Below are 15,918 nucleotides of genomic sequence, written 5' to 3' on the forward strand. Positions count from 1 at the left end.
TTAGGAGAAGGCGTTGATGCCGGTCAGGGCGCGGCCAATGATGAGTTTCTGGATTTCGGTGGTGCCGTCGGGAATCGGCATCATGCGTGCGTTTCTGAACAACAATTCAACGCCGAAGTCTTTGGTTATGCCGTTGCCGCCGTGAATCTGCACTGCTTTCGACGTGACATTGACCGCCATCTCGGTCGCGTACCATTTGGCCATGGCGCTTTGCACCTCGCTGCGCACGCCGTGGTCGATCAGGTTGAAGGCGCGGTAGACCAGCAGACGCGCGGCGTCGAGTTCGGTCGCGGCTTCGGCAAGCATGCCCTGGATCAATTGATGGCCGCCGATGGGCTTGCCATGCTGGCGGCGTTCCTTCGAATAGGCCACCGCCTTGTCGAGCGCCGCCTGTGCGATGCCCACCGAGGTAAGACCGACCATAGGACGCGCTTTCTCGAACAGCACCATGGTGTTCTTCAGGCCGGTGCCGGGGGCTATCATCATGTTGGCGGCCGGCACGCGCGCGCCATCGAAGAACAGCTGAGCGGTCGAGGTGCTGTTGAGCCCGAGCTTGTCGATGTTGCGGCTTTCGTAGCCGTGTTCGGCGCGGTCCACCAAGATCATCGAGATGGCGCCAGAACCTTCTTGTGAGGTACGCACGATGACCATGCAAAAGTCGGAGTAGTGGCCGTTGGATATCCAGGTTTTCTCCCCGGTGACAATGTAGTGGTCGCCATCGCGCTGGGCACGGCAGGTGACTTCAGCCACGTTGGAGCCGACCCCGGGCTCGCTGATGCCGCTGCAGGCAATGATTTCGGCGCGTACCATGCGTGGCAAATATTTCTCACGCATGGCCACGTTCGTGCAGACCTCCAGCGAATAGGCGCCGAGCTGCTGAATCAACAGCGAGATTGCCACGTCGCCGGAGATGCGAGCGAGTTGCTCATACATCAGTGCATAGGTGAGCCAGGGCATGCCCAGACCACCATGTTCCTCGGCAATGATGCCGTTGCCGCCCATGCCGTAGGGCAGCATCTTCTGGAAGATCTCCAGCATCACCTCTTTTTCAATTAGCTTGTCGGGCTGGTAGCGTTCGACAATCGGACGCAGTTCGGTCTCCAGGAAGCGAGTGAAGCCTTCCACGGCCATGCGCTGTTCTTCGGTGGGGAGGAAATTCATGGTGCTGGTCTCGGTGTGTTGTCGGTCTCGTTCAGCGAGTGCTCATGCGTGCACCGGCATCAATGTGCAAACAGGTCGCATTGATATAGGGGTTCTCGACGATGGAGCGCACCAGGTGGGCCAGCTCGCTGGCTTGACCCATGCGGCGCGGGAACAGAATCATGCGGTCAACGATGGCCTGTGCGACCTTCTTTGGCAGGCCCGCGACCATCGGCGTTTCGAACAAGCCCGGCGCAACCGCTACGCAGCGGATGCCCAGATCGGCCAGGTCCCGTGCCACCGGCAGCGTGAGGCCGATCACCCCGGCCTTGCTGGCGGCGTAGGCCGCCTGTCCCATCTGGCCGTCCTGTGCGGCACCGGACGACAGGTTGATGATGACGCCGCGCTCATCACCCTCAGGCTCATTGCGCGCCATCGCCACGGCTGCCAGGCGCAGCACGTTGAACGTGCCGGTCAGGTTGACGGCAATCACCTTGTCCCACAGTGCCAGGGGAAAGGGTTTTCCATCGGAGAAGGTCTTGGCTGCGTCGGGCACGCCAGCGCAGTTGATGCAAATGTGAATGGCGCCAAAACGGGCCAGGGTTGCGTCGATGCCCGCCTGCACCTGTGACTCACTGGTGACATCCACCTGCTCGAACATGGCGGCAGAACCCAGTTCGGTGGCTGCCTGTACACCACGCTCGCTGTCGCGGTCGAACAATGACACCCGCGCGCCGCCTTCGGCGAGCGCATCAGCCACCGCGCGTCCCAGGCCTGAAGCACCACCTGTGATGATGGCCACCTTGTCGTGAACAATCATTTTTGCCCTTCAGCGACCGAGAATGGTGATGGCGGCCACGGCTTCTTCAATTCCGAACAGGCCCCCACCGTTTTCTGCAATGGCAAGGCGGGCCCCTTGCACCTGGCGGGCCCCCGCTTCGCCGCGCAACTGCACGACCAGTTCGTGCAACTGACCCAGCCCGGTGGCGCCGATCGGGTGCCCCTTGGACTCCAGTCCGCCCGAGGTGTTGATCGGGATGCGTCCGCCAATCGTGGTGTCGCCGCGCTCGGCGAGCGGCCCGCCTTCGCCGAACGCACAGAAGCCAAGGTTTTCACTCTGCACGATTTCGCCGATGGCGGTGGCATCGTGGACCTCGGCCAGCGAAATGTCTTGCGGGCCAACGCCTGCGAGTTCGTAGGCTTGTTTGGCAGCCTTGACGGTGATGTGTTGATCCAGGTCTTCAGGGCGGCGGGTGCTGCCGGTGGCAATGACCGATGCCAACACCTTGATGGCGCGCCCACGCTTTGCCAGGCGCGCCAGTGCTGCTTCGGAACACACGACGACTGCGGCAGCCCCGTCGCTGATGGGTGCGCACATCGGCAGCGTCAATGGGTAGGCGATGGGGGGCGCGGCCAGTACCTCGTCAATGGTGTATGCATTGCGGTATTGCGCCAGCGGGTTGTGCACCGAATGGCCATGATTCTTGGCCGACACGGCGGCAATTTGTCGCTGCGTGGTGCCGAACTCGCGCATGTGAAAGCGACCAAAGGCGGCGTAAATGTCCATGAACAGGCTGTAGGGCGCCTTGGACATGGACCCTTCCGGCGGCTCAATACCGTGCCCCATTTGCAGCAGCCTGCGTTTGTTCTCCTCGACCGTGGCCACGTCCCAGGCGCCGTCGAAGACGCTGAACATTTTGGCTTTGTCGGCGCAAAACATTTTCTCGGCACCAATGGCCAGCGCGATCTCGCCTGCCCCCGAGCGCACGTACTGCACCGCCAGGTTGAAAGCCGAGCTGGCACTGGCGCAGGCGTTCTCAATGTTGAAGATCGGGATGGACTCGAAGCCCATCGAACGCAACACAATCTGGCCACGGATCATGGTCTGGCCTTCGAGCGCGCCCTGGGTTGCGTTAGAAAAGTATGCCGACTGGATGTCGCTGATGGACAGTCCGGCATCGGCCAGCGCGGCATTCACAGCAGCGGCGGTCAGTTGCTTGATATCGCGGTCAATAAACTTGCCGGTCGGCGTCATGCCGACGCCGACTACGTAGACGGCGGCTTGCGGGCTGGTCATGGAAATGCGTCCATTCAGAACAAGTGGGTGAAATCAGTAGCCCTTGAAATCGGGCGTGCGCTTGTCGACGAAAGCCGCGAGGCCCTCTTGTATGTCGTGCGAATGGCGGTGCGCGTCGAGCACCAGTCGCTCCAGCCGCAGCGCCGAAGCCTGTGGCTGCTCCAGCCCGTCGGCCACGGCCTGTTTCATGCGGCGCAGCACCAGCGGGCTTTTACTGGCGATGCGCAAGGCGAATTTTTCGACCTCGGACACCAGCTCGGCATCCGGCACAACACGGTTCACCAGGCCCAGCGGAACCAGTTCGCGTGCGGGCATGGTGTCGCCGGTGAACAGCAGGTATTTGGCGGCGGTGGCGCCGATGCGCCGTGGCAGGATCGCCGCGCCGCCCGCGCCCGGAAACACGCCGAAGTTGGCATGTGCGTCGCCGATGCGGGCACTTTCGGCGGCGATGATGAGGTCGCAGGCCATGGCCAGCTCCAGTCCGCCAGCCATCGTCAGACCGTTCAGCGCGGCGATGGTGGGTTTGGGGCACATGCGCAGCCGATCCATCATGCCGCCGACGAGATCGAGAAACTCGCCCATCGGGTCGCTCGGGCCGGGGCCGCCAGCGCTGCTCTCGAACACGCCTTTGAGGTCGGCGCCGGCGCAGAAGGCACGGCCCGCACCGGTCAGCACGATGACGCGGATGGTCGGGTCACGCTCGCAATGCGCGGTCGCATCGCGCAATTCGGCGCACATTGTCTCCGACAGCGCATTCATCGCATCGGGCCGATTCAGCGTGATCCACGCCACGGCACCACGTTGCTCAAAGCGGATGGTCAACGAGGGTTGCATCTTCAAGGCCTGCTTGTTTGTGTGGTGGTCAGCTGCGCTTGCCATGCGGGTCTGGGAATCAACCGCGCAGCAGCTCTTCGGCGATGATCATCTTGCGCACCTCGGATGTGCCTGCACCGATCTCGAGGATCTTGATGCAACGGAACAGCCGGTTGATTTCGGACTCCCAGATGTAGCCGCTACCGCCATGCACTTGCACGGCCTTGTTGAGCACCCGGTTGCAGGCTTCGCCAGCGTAGAGGATGGACGCTGCGGTGAGCTTGTGCACATCGCCGCGGCCTCCGCCGCCCACCTCCAGATCATTGACCTCGGCCAGGGTGCGCCAGACCAGGGTTTTCATGGCTTCGATCTCGGTGTACATCTCGGCCAGCATGGCCTGCACCATCTGGAAGCTGCCGATGGGCTTGCCGAACTGCACGCGCGTCCTGGCGTACTCGACGCTCAATTCGAGTGCACGTTCGCAGATGCCCACGCATAAGCCAGCCACCAGCGCGCGCTCCAGATCGAGCCCGCTCATGACGATTTTGACGCCTTCGTTTTCCTTGCCCACCAGGTTGGCTGCCGGCACGCGGCAGTTGTCGAACACCAGCTCGCCAGTCTGGCTGCCGCGAAAACCCATCTTGATGAGTTTTTGAGCCACCTTGAAGCCGGGGAAATTCTTCTCGACGATGAAGGCTGAAATGCCCTTGGCACCTAACTCTGGCGCGGTCTTGGCGTAAACCAACAGCACATCGGCCACCGGGCCGTTGGTGATGTAGATCTTGGTGCCGTTGAGGATGTAATGATCGCCCTCGCGGCGCGCGCTGGTGCGCATGGCGCCCAGCGCATCCGAGCCGGCGCCGGGTTCGGTCAGGCCGAGCGCGCCGATTTTTGTGCCGTTGCACAGATCGGGCAGGTATTGGCGGCGCTGCGCCTCGTTGGCGTTGCGGAAGATGTTGTTAACGCACAGGTTGTCGTGCGCCGCCCAGGACAAGGCGATGGCGGGGTTCCAGCGTGCAAAGGCTTGGCAGATCAGGCCCGAGCTGAACAGGTCCATACCCGCGCCGCCATGCTCGGCAGGCACGGTGGCCCCCATGAAGCCAGCCGCGCCAATTTTCTGGAAGATATCCGACGGCCACCACTCCTCGTCGTCCATGCGGCGGGCGAGTGGTACGAATTCCTTGCGCGCGAACTTGTCGGCGGCTTCGAGTACGGCGCGGTCGTCGGCGGAGAGAGCAAAACTGCGAGTGGCGGCCATATAGGGATGCCTATCAATGCGTGGGTTGGGTCAACGGGCCGCGGCGCGCACCAAAGCTGCGCGGACAAGATCTCTTTGGGCTTACCCAATTTAATTGGGCATTGCAAAACTGTCAAGCGTTAGGTAGGATTCATCGCTGACATTCATTTGTTGTGCCAGAACTGGAGGCGGCGTAAGCGGAGGACGGAATTGGTGCGTATTCATTGACGGTAGCCGTCCGTGACGCATTCACCCGTGAGACCTATCGGGTCGTGCCGCTCGCGGCGAGACCATTCATCAGCGTCAAACGAGCTTCAACCTAACGAGACAGCCTTGACCCATGTACTCGAGATGAACCTGCTGCGCCGCCAGAACGTGAGCGACAACCTTCGCCGCGCGGCGAAGGCCGCTGGCCCCAACTTCGGCGCGTCGGATCTTCGCTGCGCGACCAAGCTGGGCACTTGGGCCTCGACGATCCCCAAGTCAATGATCGATGGATGGAAGCAGGCGGCGCCGTCGTCGCGCTTCTTTTCGGTGCAGGGGTTCAGCGAATTGACAGCCTCTTTGTTGACCGGTGGCTGCGTGGACGGTTGGGAGCAGATGCCCGACCAGGACGGCCGCTGGGTGGGCTGCGTCGCCTCGGTGGCCGCCGACGTGCGTCTGGTCAACGATGAAGGCAAGGACGTAGCCGACGGTGAATCGGGCGAGCAGATCGTGCGCGGCCCGGTCATCATGAATGGCTACTACAAGAACGACGAGGCCAACCGCCGTGTGTGCCGCGACGGCTGGTTCCATACCGGCGACATCCTGTTCCGCGACGCGGCCGGCAACTACTTCTTCGCCGACCGCAAGAAGGACATGGATCAAGACCGGCAGAGAGAACGTTTATTGCCGGGAGGTCGAAAGCGTCCTGGGCGCCCACGCAGGCGCGATGCCGTGCGCCGAGTTCGGGCTGCCCAACGAGCACTGGGGCGAGGCCGTGACGGCCACCGTCATCGCCAGGCCAGGAACCATGGTGACCGAGGCCGAACTGATCGAGTTCTGTCGTGGCCGCCTGCCCGGCTTCAAGGCGCCGAAGCGGATCCACTTTCGCAGCTCGCTGCCGATCAGCGTGGCCAACAAGATCCTCAAGCGGGGTCTCAAGACCGAGTACGCCGATGAGGCCAAGGGCGGTTGAGGCCGATGGCCTCTCAGTGTCGGCGTCCGAAATATTTCAACCCAAGGAGTTAGTGCGATGAACCAGAAAGTCGTTGTTGCCGGTGTCGGGATGGTCCCGTTCACCAAACCGGGCGCCAGTGAACCCTATCACGTGATGGGAGAGAGGGCAGTGCGCCAGGCCCTTGCCGATGCGCGCGTTGAGTACGCCATGATCCAGCAAGCCTATGTCGGCTATGTGTATGGCGATTCCACCTGCGGCCAGCGGGCGCTCTACCCCGTGGGCATGAGCGGCATCCCCATCGTCAACGTCAACAACAACTGCTCCACCGGTTCGACGGCTCTGTTTCTGGCGCGCCAGGCAGTCGAAAGTGGTGCCGTCGAGTGTGTTCTGGCCCTGGGCTTCGAGCAGATGGCCGCAGGTGCCATCAAGGCCCAGTTCGAGGACAGGCCGACGCCGTTCGAGGAGTTTGACCGGGCCACCGCCGAACTCGTCGGGCGCCCGGAAATTCCGTTGGCTATCCGTTACTTCGGCGGTGCCGGCAAGGCGCACATGGACAAGTACGGCACCAAACTGGAGACCTTTGCCAGCATTCGCGCCAAGGCCAGCCGTCATGCTGCGAACAACCCTCTGGCGCTGTTGCGCAAGGAGATCTCGGTCGACGACGTGATGAACGCACCTGTGCTGTGGGAGGGCGTGATGACCCGCCTGATGGCTTGCCCACCGACCTGCGGCGCCGCTGCTGCGGTGATCTGCTCCGAAGCCTTCGCCAAGAAGCACGGGCTCGACACTCGCGTTTCCATTGTCGCCCAGGCGATGGCAACCGATCTTCCCAGTACCTTCGAGTCGCACGACATGATGCGCGTGGTCGGCTTCGATATGGCGCGCGATGCGGGGCAAAAGGTCTATCAGCAAGCCGGCATCGGCCCGCAGGACGTGAACGTGGTTGAGCTGCACGACTGCTTTGCACAGAACGAGTTGATCACCTATGAGGCGCTGGGCCTGTGCCCGCCCGGCGGTGCGGAAAAGTTTGTGCTGGACGGCGACAACACCTATGGCGGCAAGGTTGTGACCAACCCGTCGGGCGGCCTGTTGTCGAAAGGGCACCCTCTGGGCGCCACCGGCCTGGCGCAATGTTATGAGCTGACTCACCAACTGCGCGGCACGGCGGACAAACGCCAAGTTCAAGGCGCACGTGTGGCCTTGCAGCACAACCTCGGGCTGGGCGGCGCTTGTGTTGTCACGCTTTACCAGGCCGCCTGAGCACAGGCGCAGAAGACCAGGATCTGGAGTCCCATGATTGACAAGCAATTCATCGGCTACGAGGTGCCGCCCACGCTGTGGGATGTGGAGAAGGGCCGCATCCGCTTTTTCGCCCAGGTGATCGGTGCCACCGACCCGATCTACTTCGACACGACTGCCGCCAAGGCCGCTGGCTACCGCGACGTCGTGGCGCCACCGACTTTCATCTTTGGCGCCGAGAGCGATTCGGGGGTGTTGATGACGTTGCTCGACACGCTCAAGATCGATCTGCGGGAGGTCTTGCACGGTGAGCAGCGCTTCGACTACCACGCCCCGGTGTGCGCTGGCGACACGCTGCGTTTTCAGACCCGGGTCGCCGACATCTACGACAAGAAGGGCGGCGCGCTCGAGTTTGTCGTCAACGACACGAAGGTCACCAATCAACTTGGCGAGCATGTCTCCGACATGCACTCAGTGATCGTCGTGCGCCACGCCTGAAGGAATATTCATGAACGCTCAAGTAAAAATCATGGATGTCGGTGCCGACATGCCCGTGCTGGAATTGCCGCCGATCAGCCGCACCACCCTGGCACTGTTCGCCGGTGCGTCGGGCGACCACAACCCGATCCACATCGACATCGACTTCGCCCACGGTGCGGGGATGAAGGATGTGTTCGCGCACGGCATGCTGTCGATGGCCTACCTCGGGCGCGCGCTCACCGAATGGGTGCCGCAGCGCCAGATCCTCAGCTATGGCGTGCGCTTCGCGGCCCTGACCCATCTCGGCGACCGCGTGCGCTGCACCGGCAAGGTGCTTGAACAGATTGAGCATGCAGGCCGACCCTGCGTGCGCGTTCAAATCAGCGCTACGAAAGCGACAGGCGAAATCACGCTGTCCGGCGAGGCGCTGGTTGCCCTGAACTGAGAGGCTGAGACCGCCGTTTGGCAGCCCGGCTCCTTATTCTTTTCCCTTTCATTTCCTTTTCATCAAAAACAAGGACACACATCATGAAAAAACTCGAAGGCAAAGTGGCCATCGTTTCAGGTTCGGGCCGCGGCATCGGCCGTGCGATCGCCATGAAGTTGGCCATCGAAGGCGCCAAGATCGTGGTCAACGACCTCGACGCAGCTCCAGCAGAGCAGACCGTGGCCGACATCAAGAAGGCAGGCGGCATGGCCGTGGCCTGCGTGGGCAGCGTCACTGCCGGCGATTTTGCTGATCGCTTCGTCAAGACCGCGATTGACAGCTTCGGCGGCCTGGACATCATCATCAACAACGCCGGCTACACCTGGGACAACGTGGTTCAGAAGATGACGGACGAGCAATGGAACGCGATCATCGACGTGCATCTGACCGCGCCGTTCAAAATTTTGCGCGCTGCCGCAGAGTTCATTCGCGTCGCCTCGCGCAAGGAAGCCGAAGCCGGGCAGGAGGTGTTCCGCAAGGTGGTCAACATCTCGTCTATCGCCGGCACCGGCGGCAACGCCGGCCAGGCTAACTACTCAGCGGGCAAGGCCGGCATCATTGGCCTGACCAAGGCGCTCTCCAAGGAGTGGGGGCGTTACAAGGTGAACGTCAACGCCGTCGCTTTTGGCATGATCAAAACGCGGCTGACCGAAGCTTCGGCCAGCGGCGACGCATCCATTGACATCCAGGGCCAAAAGATCAAGGTCGGCGTCAACCCTGATCTGCTGGAAATGATGGAGCGCACCATTCCGCTGGGTCGCGGCGGCACGCCCGAGGAAGCGGCCGGATCGGTCTACCTGCTGTGTATTCCCGAGTCGAACTACGTAAGCGGCCAGACGCTGATCTGCGGCGGCGGCATCTCGATCTAAAGCGCAAGCCGAACGCATAAAGGCCCACGATGGACATCGATTTCAGCCCGGAAGACATGGCGTTCCAGCAAGAGGTTCGCACTTGGTTCAAAGGCCACACACCGTCCGATCTCAAGCGCAAGACCGTCACCGGGGAAATGCTGCAGAAGAACGACATCGTTCATTGGCAGCGCCGACTCGATGGCCAGGGCTGGCTGGTCACCGGCTGGCCCAAGGAGCATGGGGGGCCGGGCTGGACGCCGACGCAGCGCTATATTTTCGACCTTGAGCGCGCGGCGGCCAGTGCGCCGGTGGGGCTGTCGATGGGCGTCATCATGCTCGGGCCGGTGCTGATTGCCTTCGGCACGCCAGAGCAAAAGGCGCAGTACCTGCCGCGCATCCGTCGCTGCGAGGACTGGTGGTGCCAAGGCTATTCCGAGCCGGGTGCAGGCTCCGACTTGGCCAGCCTGAAGACCACGGCCGTGGCCGATGGCAGCGATTACATCATCAACGGCTCCAAGATCTGGACCACTTATGCGCATTGGGCCACGCACATGTTCTGCCTGGTGCGTACCGCCAACACCGGCAAGAAGCAGGAAGGCATCTCCTTCCTGCTGATCGAGATGGACCGCTCCGGCATCGATGTCAAACCCATTGTCTCGATCGACGGCGAACACCACCTGAACCAGGTGTTTCTCACCGACGTTCGGGTGCCCAGAAAAAACCTGGTCGGTCGCGAAGGCCAGGGTTGGGACATTGCCAAGTACCTGCTCACACACGAGCGCACCAGCATCGCCGGCGTGGCCGACTGCAAGGCGCATTTAGCCAACTTGTATGCCGCGGCAGGTGAGCGCCGCTCGGGTGGCCAACCGCTGATGGAGGACGCGGCGATGCGGCTCAAGCTGGCGCGCGCCGAGATCGAACTGATGGCGCTCGAACACACCAACTTTCGCGTGCTGGCCGCCACCGCCTCGGGCAAGGCGCCGGGGCCGGAATCCTCGCTGCTCAAGACCATGGGCACGGCGGTGCAACAGACCTTGGCCGAGCTGGGCGTCGAGATCGCCGCCGAGCAAGCCTGGCCCTGGCATGACGGCGGCGAGTTTGGAAGCGGACGCCATGCCCATGCGATGCCGCACTACTGTTTTTCGCGCGCCGCCACGATTTACGGCGGCAGCGACGAGGTGCAAAAGAATGTATTGGCCAAGATGCTGCTGGCCGGCGGCACGCGGTAAGGATCGTCATGAACTTTGATCTCTCCGAAGAACAAAAGATGCTGCGCGACGCGGCACAGAAATTTCTGCGCGCCGAATACCGCTTCGATGCGCGCAACCAGATCGTCGCGTCGGCGTCCGGCATGAGCCACAAGCACTGGCAGCGATTCGGGGAATTCGGCTGGCTTGGGCTCGGACTGCCCGAGGCCGATGGCGGTTTTGGCGGCGGCATGCTCGAGACGATCCAGGTCGCCGAGGCCCTGGGCGCCGCGCTGGTGGTCGAACCCTACCTCGTCAGCGCCGTGCTCGGCGCGCAGGCGGTGGCACGCGCGGGCACCGCGGCGCAGCGCGCGACCTGGCTGCCCGGGCTGGTCTCGGGCCAGCGCATTGTCAGCCTAGCGCACACCGAGGCCGATGCGCGCCACGACCTCGCCCATGTTCACACCAGCGCCATGGCCAAGGGCGGCCGCTGGGTGCTGTCGGGCCGCAAAAGCGGTGTGCTGGGCGCGCCCTGGGCCGACGGCTTTGTTGTGGCCGCCAGAACCTCGGGCGCCGTCAGTGAACGCCGGGGAATCAGCTTGTTTCTGGTCGAAGCCCACACGCCGGGGGTGCAGGTGGCGGGCTACAAGGTCTACGACGGCAGTCGGGCTGGTGATCTGCAGCTTGATGCTGTCGTGCTGGGCCCGGACGCATTGCTGGGCATGGAAGGCGAAAGCCTGGGACTGCTCGAGCACCTGGTTGATCTTGGCATTGTTGCCGCCTGTGCCGACGCCCTGGGTGCCATGGGCGCGCTGTTGAGGAAAACCGGCGAGTACGTCGGCACGCGCAAACAATTTGACGTGCCGATTGCCAGTTTCCAGGTCATCCAGCACCGGCTGGTCGACATGTTCGCCGCGGTCGAGGCCAGCCGCTCCCTGGTGTTGATGGCGGCCCTGCATGCCGAGCATCCCGACGCAGTCACCCGTTCGCGCGCCGTCTCGGCCGCCAAGGCCGCCATTGGTGAGCGAGCCCGCTTCGTGGCGCAGCAAGCGGTGCAGCTGCACGGCGGCGTGGGCATGACCGAGGAGCTTGACATCGGCCATTACTTTCGCCGCCTGACGCTCTTTTGCAACCTGTTGGGCAGCACCGACCACCACCTGCAGCGCTTTGCGACGCTGCGTGTGGTGGCCTGATTGCCTGATGACCGACCCATACCGAGTCACTGGAAGGGCTGCCTAAATGAGTTTGATGACATCCACCGCCACGCCGAACTCGCCCGAATTTCAGCGCAACCGCGAAGCCTATGAGCTGCGCATTGACGACTTGCATGAACGCCGCGAACGTGCCCTGATCGGCGGCCCCGAAAAGGCGCGCCTGCTGCACAAGAAGCGCAAGCAGTTGCTGCCGCGCGAGCGCCTGGCTGCCGTGCTCGACCCCGGCTCGCCCTTCCTCGAGTTCGGGCAGCTTGCCGGCGACGGCCTGTACGAGGGCGTGCCGCCGGGCGGCAGCATCATCACCGGGGTGGGGCTGGTGTGCGGGCGCGCATGCATGCTGATGATCCACGATGCCACGGTCAAGGGCGGCACCTACTACGGCATCACCGCAAAAAAACATGTGCGGGCCCAGATGTTCGCCTGGCAGCACCGGCTGCCGTGCATCACCATGGTCCAGTCGGGCGGCGCCAACCTGCCGGAGCAGGCGCATATTTTCCCCGACGACGGCCAGTTCGGCTCCATTTTTTACAACCAGATCCGCATGTCGGCCGAGGGCATCACCCAGATCGCGACCGTGCATGGGCCCTCAACCGCTGGCGGCGCCTATCTCCCGGCGCTGTGCGACGAGGCGGTGATCGTGCGCAACCAGGGTGCGATGTTCCTCGCCGGGCCCGAACTGGTGTATGCCGCCACCAAGGAAGAGGTTGACATTGAAACCCTGGGCGGCGGCGAGATGCACAGCCGCATCAGCGGCGTCACTGACCATCTGGCCGAGAACGATGGCCATGCCATCTCCATCGTGCGCGGCATCGTGGCCAACCTAGGTACCGTGGCCAAGCAACGCTGGGACGTGGTTCCGCCGCTGCCGCCCCGCCATGACCCGCGCGAGATTTACGGCATCGTCAGCGCCGACAACCGGCATCCGACCGACAACCGCGAAGTGCTGCTGCGGCTGATCGACGACAGCGAACTACAGGAGTTCAAACCCCTGTACGGCGACACCATGATCTGCGGCTTCGCCCGCATCAAGGGTTTCCAGATCGGCATTCTGGCCAACAACGGCGTGATCTTCTCCGAGAGCGCGCTCAAGGGCGCGCACTTCATCGAGTTGTGCTGCCAGCGCGACATTCCGCTGCTGTTCATGGCCGATGTGTCGGGCTTCATGGTCGGCAAAGCGGTGGAGCAGCAGGGCATTGCCAAGCACGGCGCCAAGTTCATGACGGCCATGGCCTCGGCCAACGTGCCGCGCTACACGCTGATCACCGGAGGCTCGTACGCAGCGGCCTACCTGGCGATGTGCGGGCGCCCGTTCAAGCCCAACGTGATGATGATGTGGCCTACCGGCCGCGCCGCGCTGATGGGCCCCGAGCAGGCCGCCACCACGCTGGGCCTGGTGCGCGAGAACATCCACCGGCGCGAGGGCACAAGCTGGAGCGACGAAGAACGCGAGCAATTCAAGCAACCGATACGCGAGCAGTTCGAGAGCTTTTCCAGTCCCTACAACTACGCCTCCAATCTGTGGTGCGACATGGTGATTGACCCGCTGGAAACGCGCGACACCATGGCTTTGCTGCTGGAGCTGGCGGGCCGTGTGCCGGCGCGCGACACGCACTTCGGCGTGTTCCGCATGTGATCTTTTAGTCCACAGTATTGAACATGCTCGAAGCCATTCTCTCCGGCTGCCGCGTGCTCGGCCTGACGCAGAACGTGGCCGGCCCGTTCTGCACCCATATCCTCGGCGACCTCGGCGCCGAGGTCATCAAGATCGAACGCCCGGGCAGCGGCGACGATGCGCGCCAGTGGAAGCCGCCCGAAGTGGCCGGCGTCTCGACCGGCTTCGCGGCGCTGAACCGCAGCAAGAAGAGCGTCTGCATTGACCTCGACAGCGCGATTGGTCAGCAGCTGGTCGCGCGCCTGGCGGCCGGTGCCGACGTGCTGGTGCATTCGCTCAAACCCGGCAGCGCCGAAGCGCGCGGCCTCGGCGACGGACACCTGCTGCCGACCAATCCGCGCCTCGTGTATTGCGCGATCAGCGCCTTCGGCGAGGTCGGCCCGATGCGCGCGCTGCCCGGCTACGACCCGCTGATGCAGGCCTTCGCCGGCATCATGAGCGTCAGCGGCCACGAAGGTGACGAGCCGGCGCGCGTCGGCGTGTCGCTGATCGACATGGGCACCGGCATGTGGGCCACGATGGCGATCCTGGCCGCGCTGCTGCGCCGCGCCACCACGGGCGAAGGCATGCGCGTGCACGCCAGCCTGCTCGAGACCGGGCTGTCGTGGATGATGGTGCCAGTCGCGAACTATCTGGCCACCCAGCGCCTACCGCGCAAGATGGGTTCGGCGATGGCGATGATGGCGCCCTACGAGCTCTTCGAAAGCGCCGACGGCAAGGTCTTCATCGCTGCGGCCAACGACCGGCTGTTTGGCCGCATCTGCAGCGCGCTGGCTTGTCCAGAGCTGGCGCAGGATCCGCGCTTCATCGACATGTCGGCGCGCATCGGCCACCGCAAGGCGCTGCACGCCGAGCTCGAGGCGCGCACCCGGCAGCGCAGCACCGCAGACTGCGCGGCGGCGCTGCGAGCGGCCGGTGCGCCCTGCAGCGAGATGCACGACGTGGCCCAGATGCTGGCGCACGAACAGGTGCAAGCGGTCGGCATGCTGGGCGCGCTGCCGCTGCCGGGCGCACCGCAACACCAGACGATGGGCCTGCCCATCAGTTCGCAGGGCCGTCGCGGGCGCAGCGGCCCGCCGCCGCCAGTGCTGGGCGGGAACACCGACGAGGTGTTGACGGCGCTGGGCCTGCATGCCGATGAACTGGCGGCGCTGCGACAGCAACGCGTCGTCGATTGACAGAGACAAGGCCGAGATCCCCATGAACTTCGACTACACCGAGACCCAGGGTCAGATCCGCGCCGCCGTCAAGGAGCTGTGCAAGGGCTTCGGCCCCGAGTACTGGCGCCAGTGCGCCCAGGACGGCGCCTATCCGGAAGCCTTCGTCGACGCGATGGCCAAGGCCGGCTGGCTGGCCGCGCTGATTCCGGAGGAATACGGCGGCGCCGGGCTGCCCCTGCTCGACGCCTGCCTGATCCTGCAGGAGATCAACCAGAACGGCGGTAGCGCGGTGCACTGCCATGCGCAGATGTACACGATGGCGTCGATCCTGCGCCATGGCAGCGAAGCGCAGAAGCGCGCGACGCTCCCGCGCATCGCCGACGGTAGCCTGCGGCTGCAGGCCTTCGGCGTGACCGAGCCCGACGCGGGCTCCAACACGCTGGCGATCAAGACATTCGCACGCAAGGTGCCAAGTGGCTACGTCGTCAACGGCCAGAAGATCTGGACTTCGCGCTACAGCCACTCGCACATGTACCTTTTGATCGCGCGCACCACGCCGACCGACGCGGTGAAGAAGAAGACCGATGGCCTTAGCCTGTTCCTGATCGACATAGCGAAGGCCGGCGCGTCGCTGAAGGCCACGCCGATTCGCACGATGATCAATCACCACACCTTCCAGGTCTTCATCGACAACCTGGAGCTCACCGACGACGACCGCATCGGCGAGGAAGGCAAGGGCTTCCACTACCTGCTGGATTCGCTGCATTCCGAGCGTCTGCTGGTGGCCAGCGAGGCCATCGGCGACGGCCACTGGTTCGTCGGCAAGGCCGCGCGCTACGGCAGCGAGCGTGTCGTCTTCGACCGCCCGATCGGCGCCAACCAGGGCGTGCAGTTCCCGATCGCGCGCGCCCACATGAACATCGAGGCTGCCGAACTGATGCGCAACAAGGCAGCGACGCTGTTCGACGCCAGCCTGCCCTGCGGGCGCGAGGCGACGATGGTCAAGTACCTGGCCAGCGAGGCTGCTTGGGAAGCCGCCGAGGCGGCCATGACCACCTTCGGCGGCTACGGCGTGGCCTGCGAATACGACATCGAGCGCAAATGGAAGGAGAGCCGGCTGTTCCGCACCGCGCCGATCTCCAACAACCTGGTGCTGGCGCAGGTGGCCGAGCACCTGCTGGGCATGCCCCGCTCTTACTGAA

The 15,918-nt window shown here is 63.8% G+C and carries 15 protein-coding genes and 1 pseudogene; 11 read left to right on the plus strand and 5 right to left on the minus strand.

Annotated elements, in window-relative coordinates:
• From ASE11_RS24535 to ASE11_RS24555, 5 genes are read right to left on the minus strand one after another with little or no spacing between them, the layout of a single operon-like run.
• The gene (locus tag ASE11_RS24535) at positions 1 to 1,161 is read right to left on the minus strand and encodes an acyl-CoA dehydrogenase family protein (protein WP_056278316.1); all 1,161 of its coding nucleotides are present in this window, start codon (positions 1,159 to 1,161) and stop codon (positions 1 to 3) included.
• A gap of 31 nt (positions 1,162 to 1,192) precedes the next feature.
• Complete coding sequence (locus ASE11_RS24540) at positions 1,193 to 1,960, minus strand: SDR family NAD(P)-dependent oxidoreductase (RefSeq protein WP_056278319.1); 768 nt, start codon at positions 1,958 to 1,960, stop codon at positions 1,193 to 1,195.
• A 9-nt stretch (positions 1,961 to 1,969) separates the two neighbouring features.
• Entirely contained in the window at positions 1,970 to 3,217 is a 1,248-nt protein-coding gene (locus tag ASE11_RS24545) for a thiolase family protein (RefSeq protein WP_056278322.1), read from the minus strand.
• 33 nt (positions 3,218 to 3,250) lie between these two features.
• Positions 3,251 to 4,051, minus strand: coding sequence for an enoyl-CoA hydratase/isomerase family protein (locus ASE11_RS24550; RefSeq protein WP_056278590.1), 801 nt, complete (start codon positions 4,049 to 4,051; stop codon positions 3,251 to 3,253).
• A 58-nt stretch (positions 4,052 to 4,109) separates the two neighbouring features.
• On the minus strand, positions 4,110 to 5,288 hold the full coding sequence (locus tag ASE11_RS24555) for an acyl-CoA dehydrogenase family protein (RefSeq protein ID WP_056278324.1): 1,179 nt from the start codon (positions 5,286 to 5,288) through the stop codon (positions 4,110 to 4,112).
• Between the two features lie 330 nt (positions 5,289 to 5,618).
• On the opposite strand from ASE11_RS24555, the pseudogene ASE11_RS27175 reads away from it, so the two are divergent.
• From ASE11_RS27175 to ASE11_RS24610, 11 genes and pseudogenes are all read left to right on the plus strand, one after another.
• A pseudogene (locus tag ASE11_RS27175) lies at positions 5,619 to 6,002 on the plus strand (hypothetical protein); the annotation flags it as partial.
• Between the two features lie 196 nt (positions 6,003 to 6,198).
• Positions 6,199 to 6,444 (plus strand): AMP-binding enzyme, encoded by a 246-nt coding sequence (locus tag ASE11_RS27180; protein ID WP_056278329.1) that lies wholly within the window; start codon positions 6,199 to 6,201, stop codon positions 6,442 to 6,444.
• Between the two features lie 57 nt (positions 6,445 to 6,501).
• A complete protein-coding gene (locus ASE11_RS24570; protein WP_056278332.1) occupies positions 6,502 to 7,686 on the plus strand; it encodes a lipid-transfer protein in 1,185 nt (394 codons plus the stop codon).
• A 33-nt stretch (positions 7,687 to 7,719) separates the two neighbouring features.
• Complete coding sequence (locus ASE11_RS24575) at positions 7,720 to 8,163, plus strand: MaoC family dehydratase N-terminal domain-containing protein (protein ID WP_056278333.1); 444 nt, start codon at positions 7,720 to 7,722, stop codon at positions 8,161 to 8,163.
• Between the two features lie 31 nt (positions 8,164 to 8,194).
• On the plus strand, positions 8,195 to 8,590 hold the full coding sequence (locus ASE11_RS24580; RefSeq protein WP_235501457.1) for a MaoC family dehydratase: 396 nt from the start codon (positions 8,195 to 8,197) through the stop codon (positions 8,588 to 8,590).
• 83 nt (positions 8,591 to 8,673) lie between these two features.
• Entirely contained in the window at positions 8,674 to 9,501 is an 828-nt protein-coding gene (locus tag ASE11_RS24585) for an SDR family NAD(P)-dependent oxidoreductase (RefSeq protein ID WP_056278339.1), read from the plus strand.
• Between the two features lie 29 nt (positions 9,502 to 9,530).
• The gene (locus ASE11_RS24590; RefSeq protein ID WP_056278341.1) at positions 9,531 to 10,712 is read left to right on the plus strand and encodes an acyl-CoA dehydrogenase family protein; all 1,182 of its coding nucleotides are present in this window, start codon (positions 9,531 to 9,533) and stop codon (positions 10,710 to 10,712) included.
• An 8-nt stretch (positions 10,713 to 10,720) separates the two neighbouring features.
• Positions 10,721 to 11,863: an acyl-CoA dehydrogenase family protein gene (locus tag ASE11_RS24595; protein ID WP_056278343.1), complete on the plus strand. Its 1,143-nt coding sequence runs from the start codon at positions 10,721 to 10,723 to the stop codon at positions 11,861 to 11,863.
• Positions 11,864 to 11,909: 46 nt separating this feature from the next.
• Positions 11,910 to 13,517, plus strand: coding sequence for an acyl-CoA carboxylase subunit beta (locus ASE11_RS24600; protein ID WP_056278346.1), 1,608 nt, complete (start codon positions 11,910 to 11,912; stop codon positions 13,515 to 13,517).
• 23 nt (positions 13,518 to 13,540) lie between these two features.
• Positions 13,541 to 14,734, plus strand: coding sequence for a CaiB/BaiF CoA transferase family protein (locus tag ASE11_RS24605; protein ID WP_056278349.1), 1,194 nt, complete (start codon positions 13,541 to 13,543; stop codon positions 14,732 to 14,734).
• Positions 14,735 to 14,756: 22 nt separating this feature from the next.
• Positions 14,757 to 15,917 carry an acyl-CoA dehydrogenase family protein gene (locus tag ASE11_RS24610; RefSeq protein ID WP_056278592.1) on the plus strand — a complete coding sequence of 387 codons (1,161 nt, stop codon included), beginning with the start codon at positions 14,757 to 14,759 and terminating at the stop codon, positions 15,915 to 15,917.
• The last annotated feature ends 1 nt before the right edge of the window (position 15,918 follow it).

Origin of the sequence: Hydrogenophaga sp. Root209 (assembly GCF_001428625.1) — a bacterium.
In the GTDB taxonomy this organism is placed as follows: Bacteria; Pseudomonadota; Gammaproteobacteria; order Burkholderiales; family Burkholderiaceae_C; genus Hydrogenophaga.

Excerpts from the sequence above, each read along its gene's own strand:
- ASE11_RS24535 (WP_056278316.1), bottom strand. The coding sequence starts at position 1,161 with ATGAATTTCCTCCCCACCGAAGAACAGCGCATGGCCGTGGAAGGCTTC.
- ASE11_RS24540 (WP_056278319.1), bottom strand. The coding sequence starts at position 1,960 with ATGATTGTTCACGACAAGGTGGCCATCATCACAGGTGGTGCTTCAGGC.
- ASE11_RS24545 (WP_056278322.1), bottom strand. The coding sequence starts at position 3,217 with ATGACCAGCCCGCAAGCCGCCGTCTACGTAGTCGGCGTCGGCATGACG.
- ASE11_RS24550 (WP_056278590.1), bottom strand. The coding sequence starts at position 4,051 with ATGCAACCCTCGTTGACCATCCGCTTTGAGCAACGTGGTGCCGTGGCG.
- ASE11_RS24555 (WP_056278324.1), bottom strand. The coding sequence starts at position 5,288 with ATGGCCGCCACTCGCAGTTTTGCTCTCTCCGCCGACGACCGCGCCGTA.
- ASE11_RS27180 (WP_056278329.1), top strand. The coding sequence starts at position 6,199 with ATGCCGTGCGCCGAGTTCGGGCTGCCCAACGAGCACTGGGGCGAGGCC.
- ASE11_RS24570 (WP_056278332.1), top strand. The coding sequence starts at position 6,502 with ATGAACCAGAAAGTCGTTGTTGCCGGTGTCGGGATGGTCCCGTTCACC.
- ASE11_RS24575 (WP_056278333.1), top strand. The coding sequence starts at position 7,720 with ATGATTGACAAGCAATTCATCGGCTACGAGGTGCCGCCCACGCTGTGG.
- ASE11_RS24580 (WP_235501457.1), top strand. The coding sequence starts at position 8,195 with ATGGATGTCGGTGCCGACATGCCCGTGCTGGAATTGCCGCCGATCAGC.
- ASE11_RS24585 (WP_056278339.1), top strand. The coding sequence starts at position 8,674 with ATGAAAAAACTCGAAGGCAAAGTGGCCATCGTTTCAGGTTCGGGCCGC.
- ASE11_RS24590 (WP_056278341.1), top strand. The coding sequence starts at position 9,531 with ATGGACATCGATTTCAGCCCGGAAGACATGGCGTTCCAGCAAGAGGTT.
- ASE11_RS24595 (WP_056278343.1), top strand. The coding sequence starts at position 10,721 with ATGAACTTTGATCTCTCCGAAGAACAAAAGATGCTGCGCGACGCGGCA.
- ASE11_RS24600 (WP_056278346.1), top strand. The coding sequence starts at position 11,910 with ATGAGTTTGATGACATCCACCGCCACGCCGAACTCGCCCGAATTTCAG.
- ASE11_RS24605 (WP_056278349.1), top strand. The coding sequence starts at position 13,541 with ATGCTCGAAGCCATTCTCTCCGGCTGCCGCGTGCTCGGCCTGACGCAG.
- ASE11_RS24610 (WP_056278592.1), top strand. The coding sequence starts at position 14,757 with ATGAACTTCGACTACACCGAGACCCAGGGTCAGATCCGCGCCGCCGTC.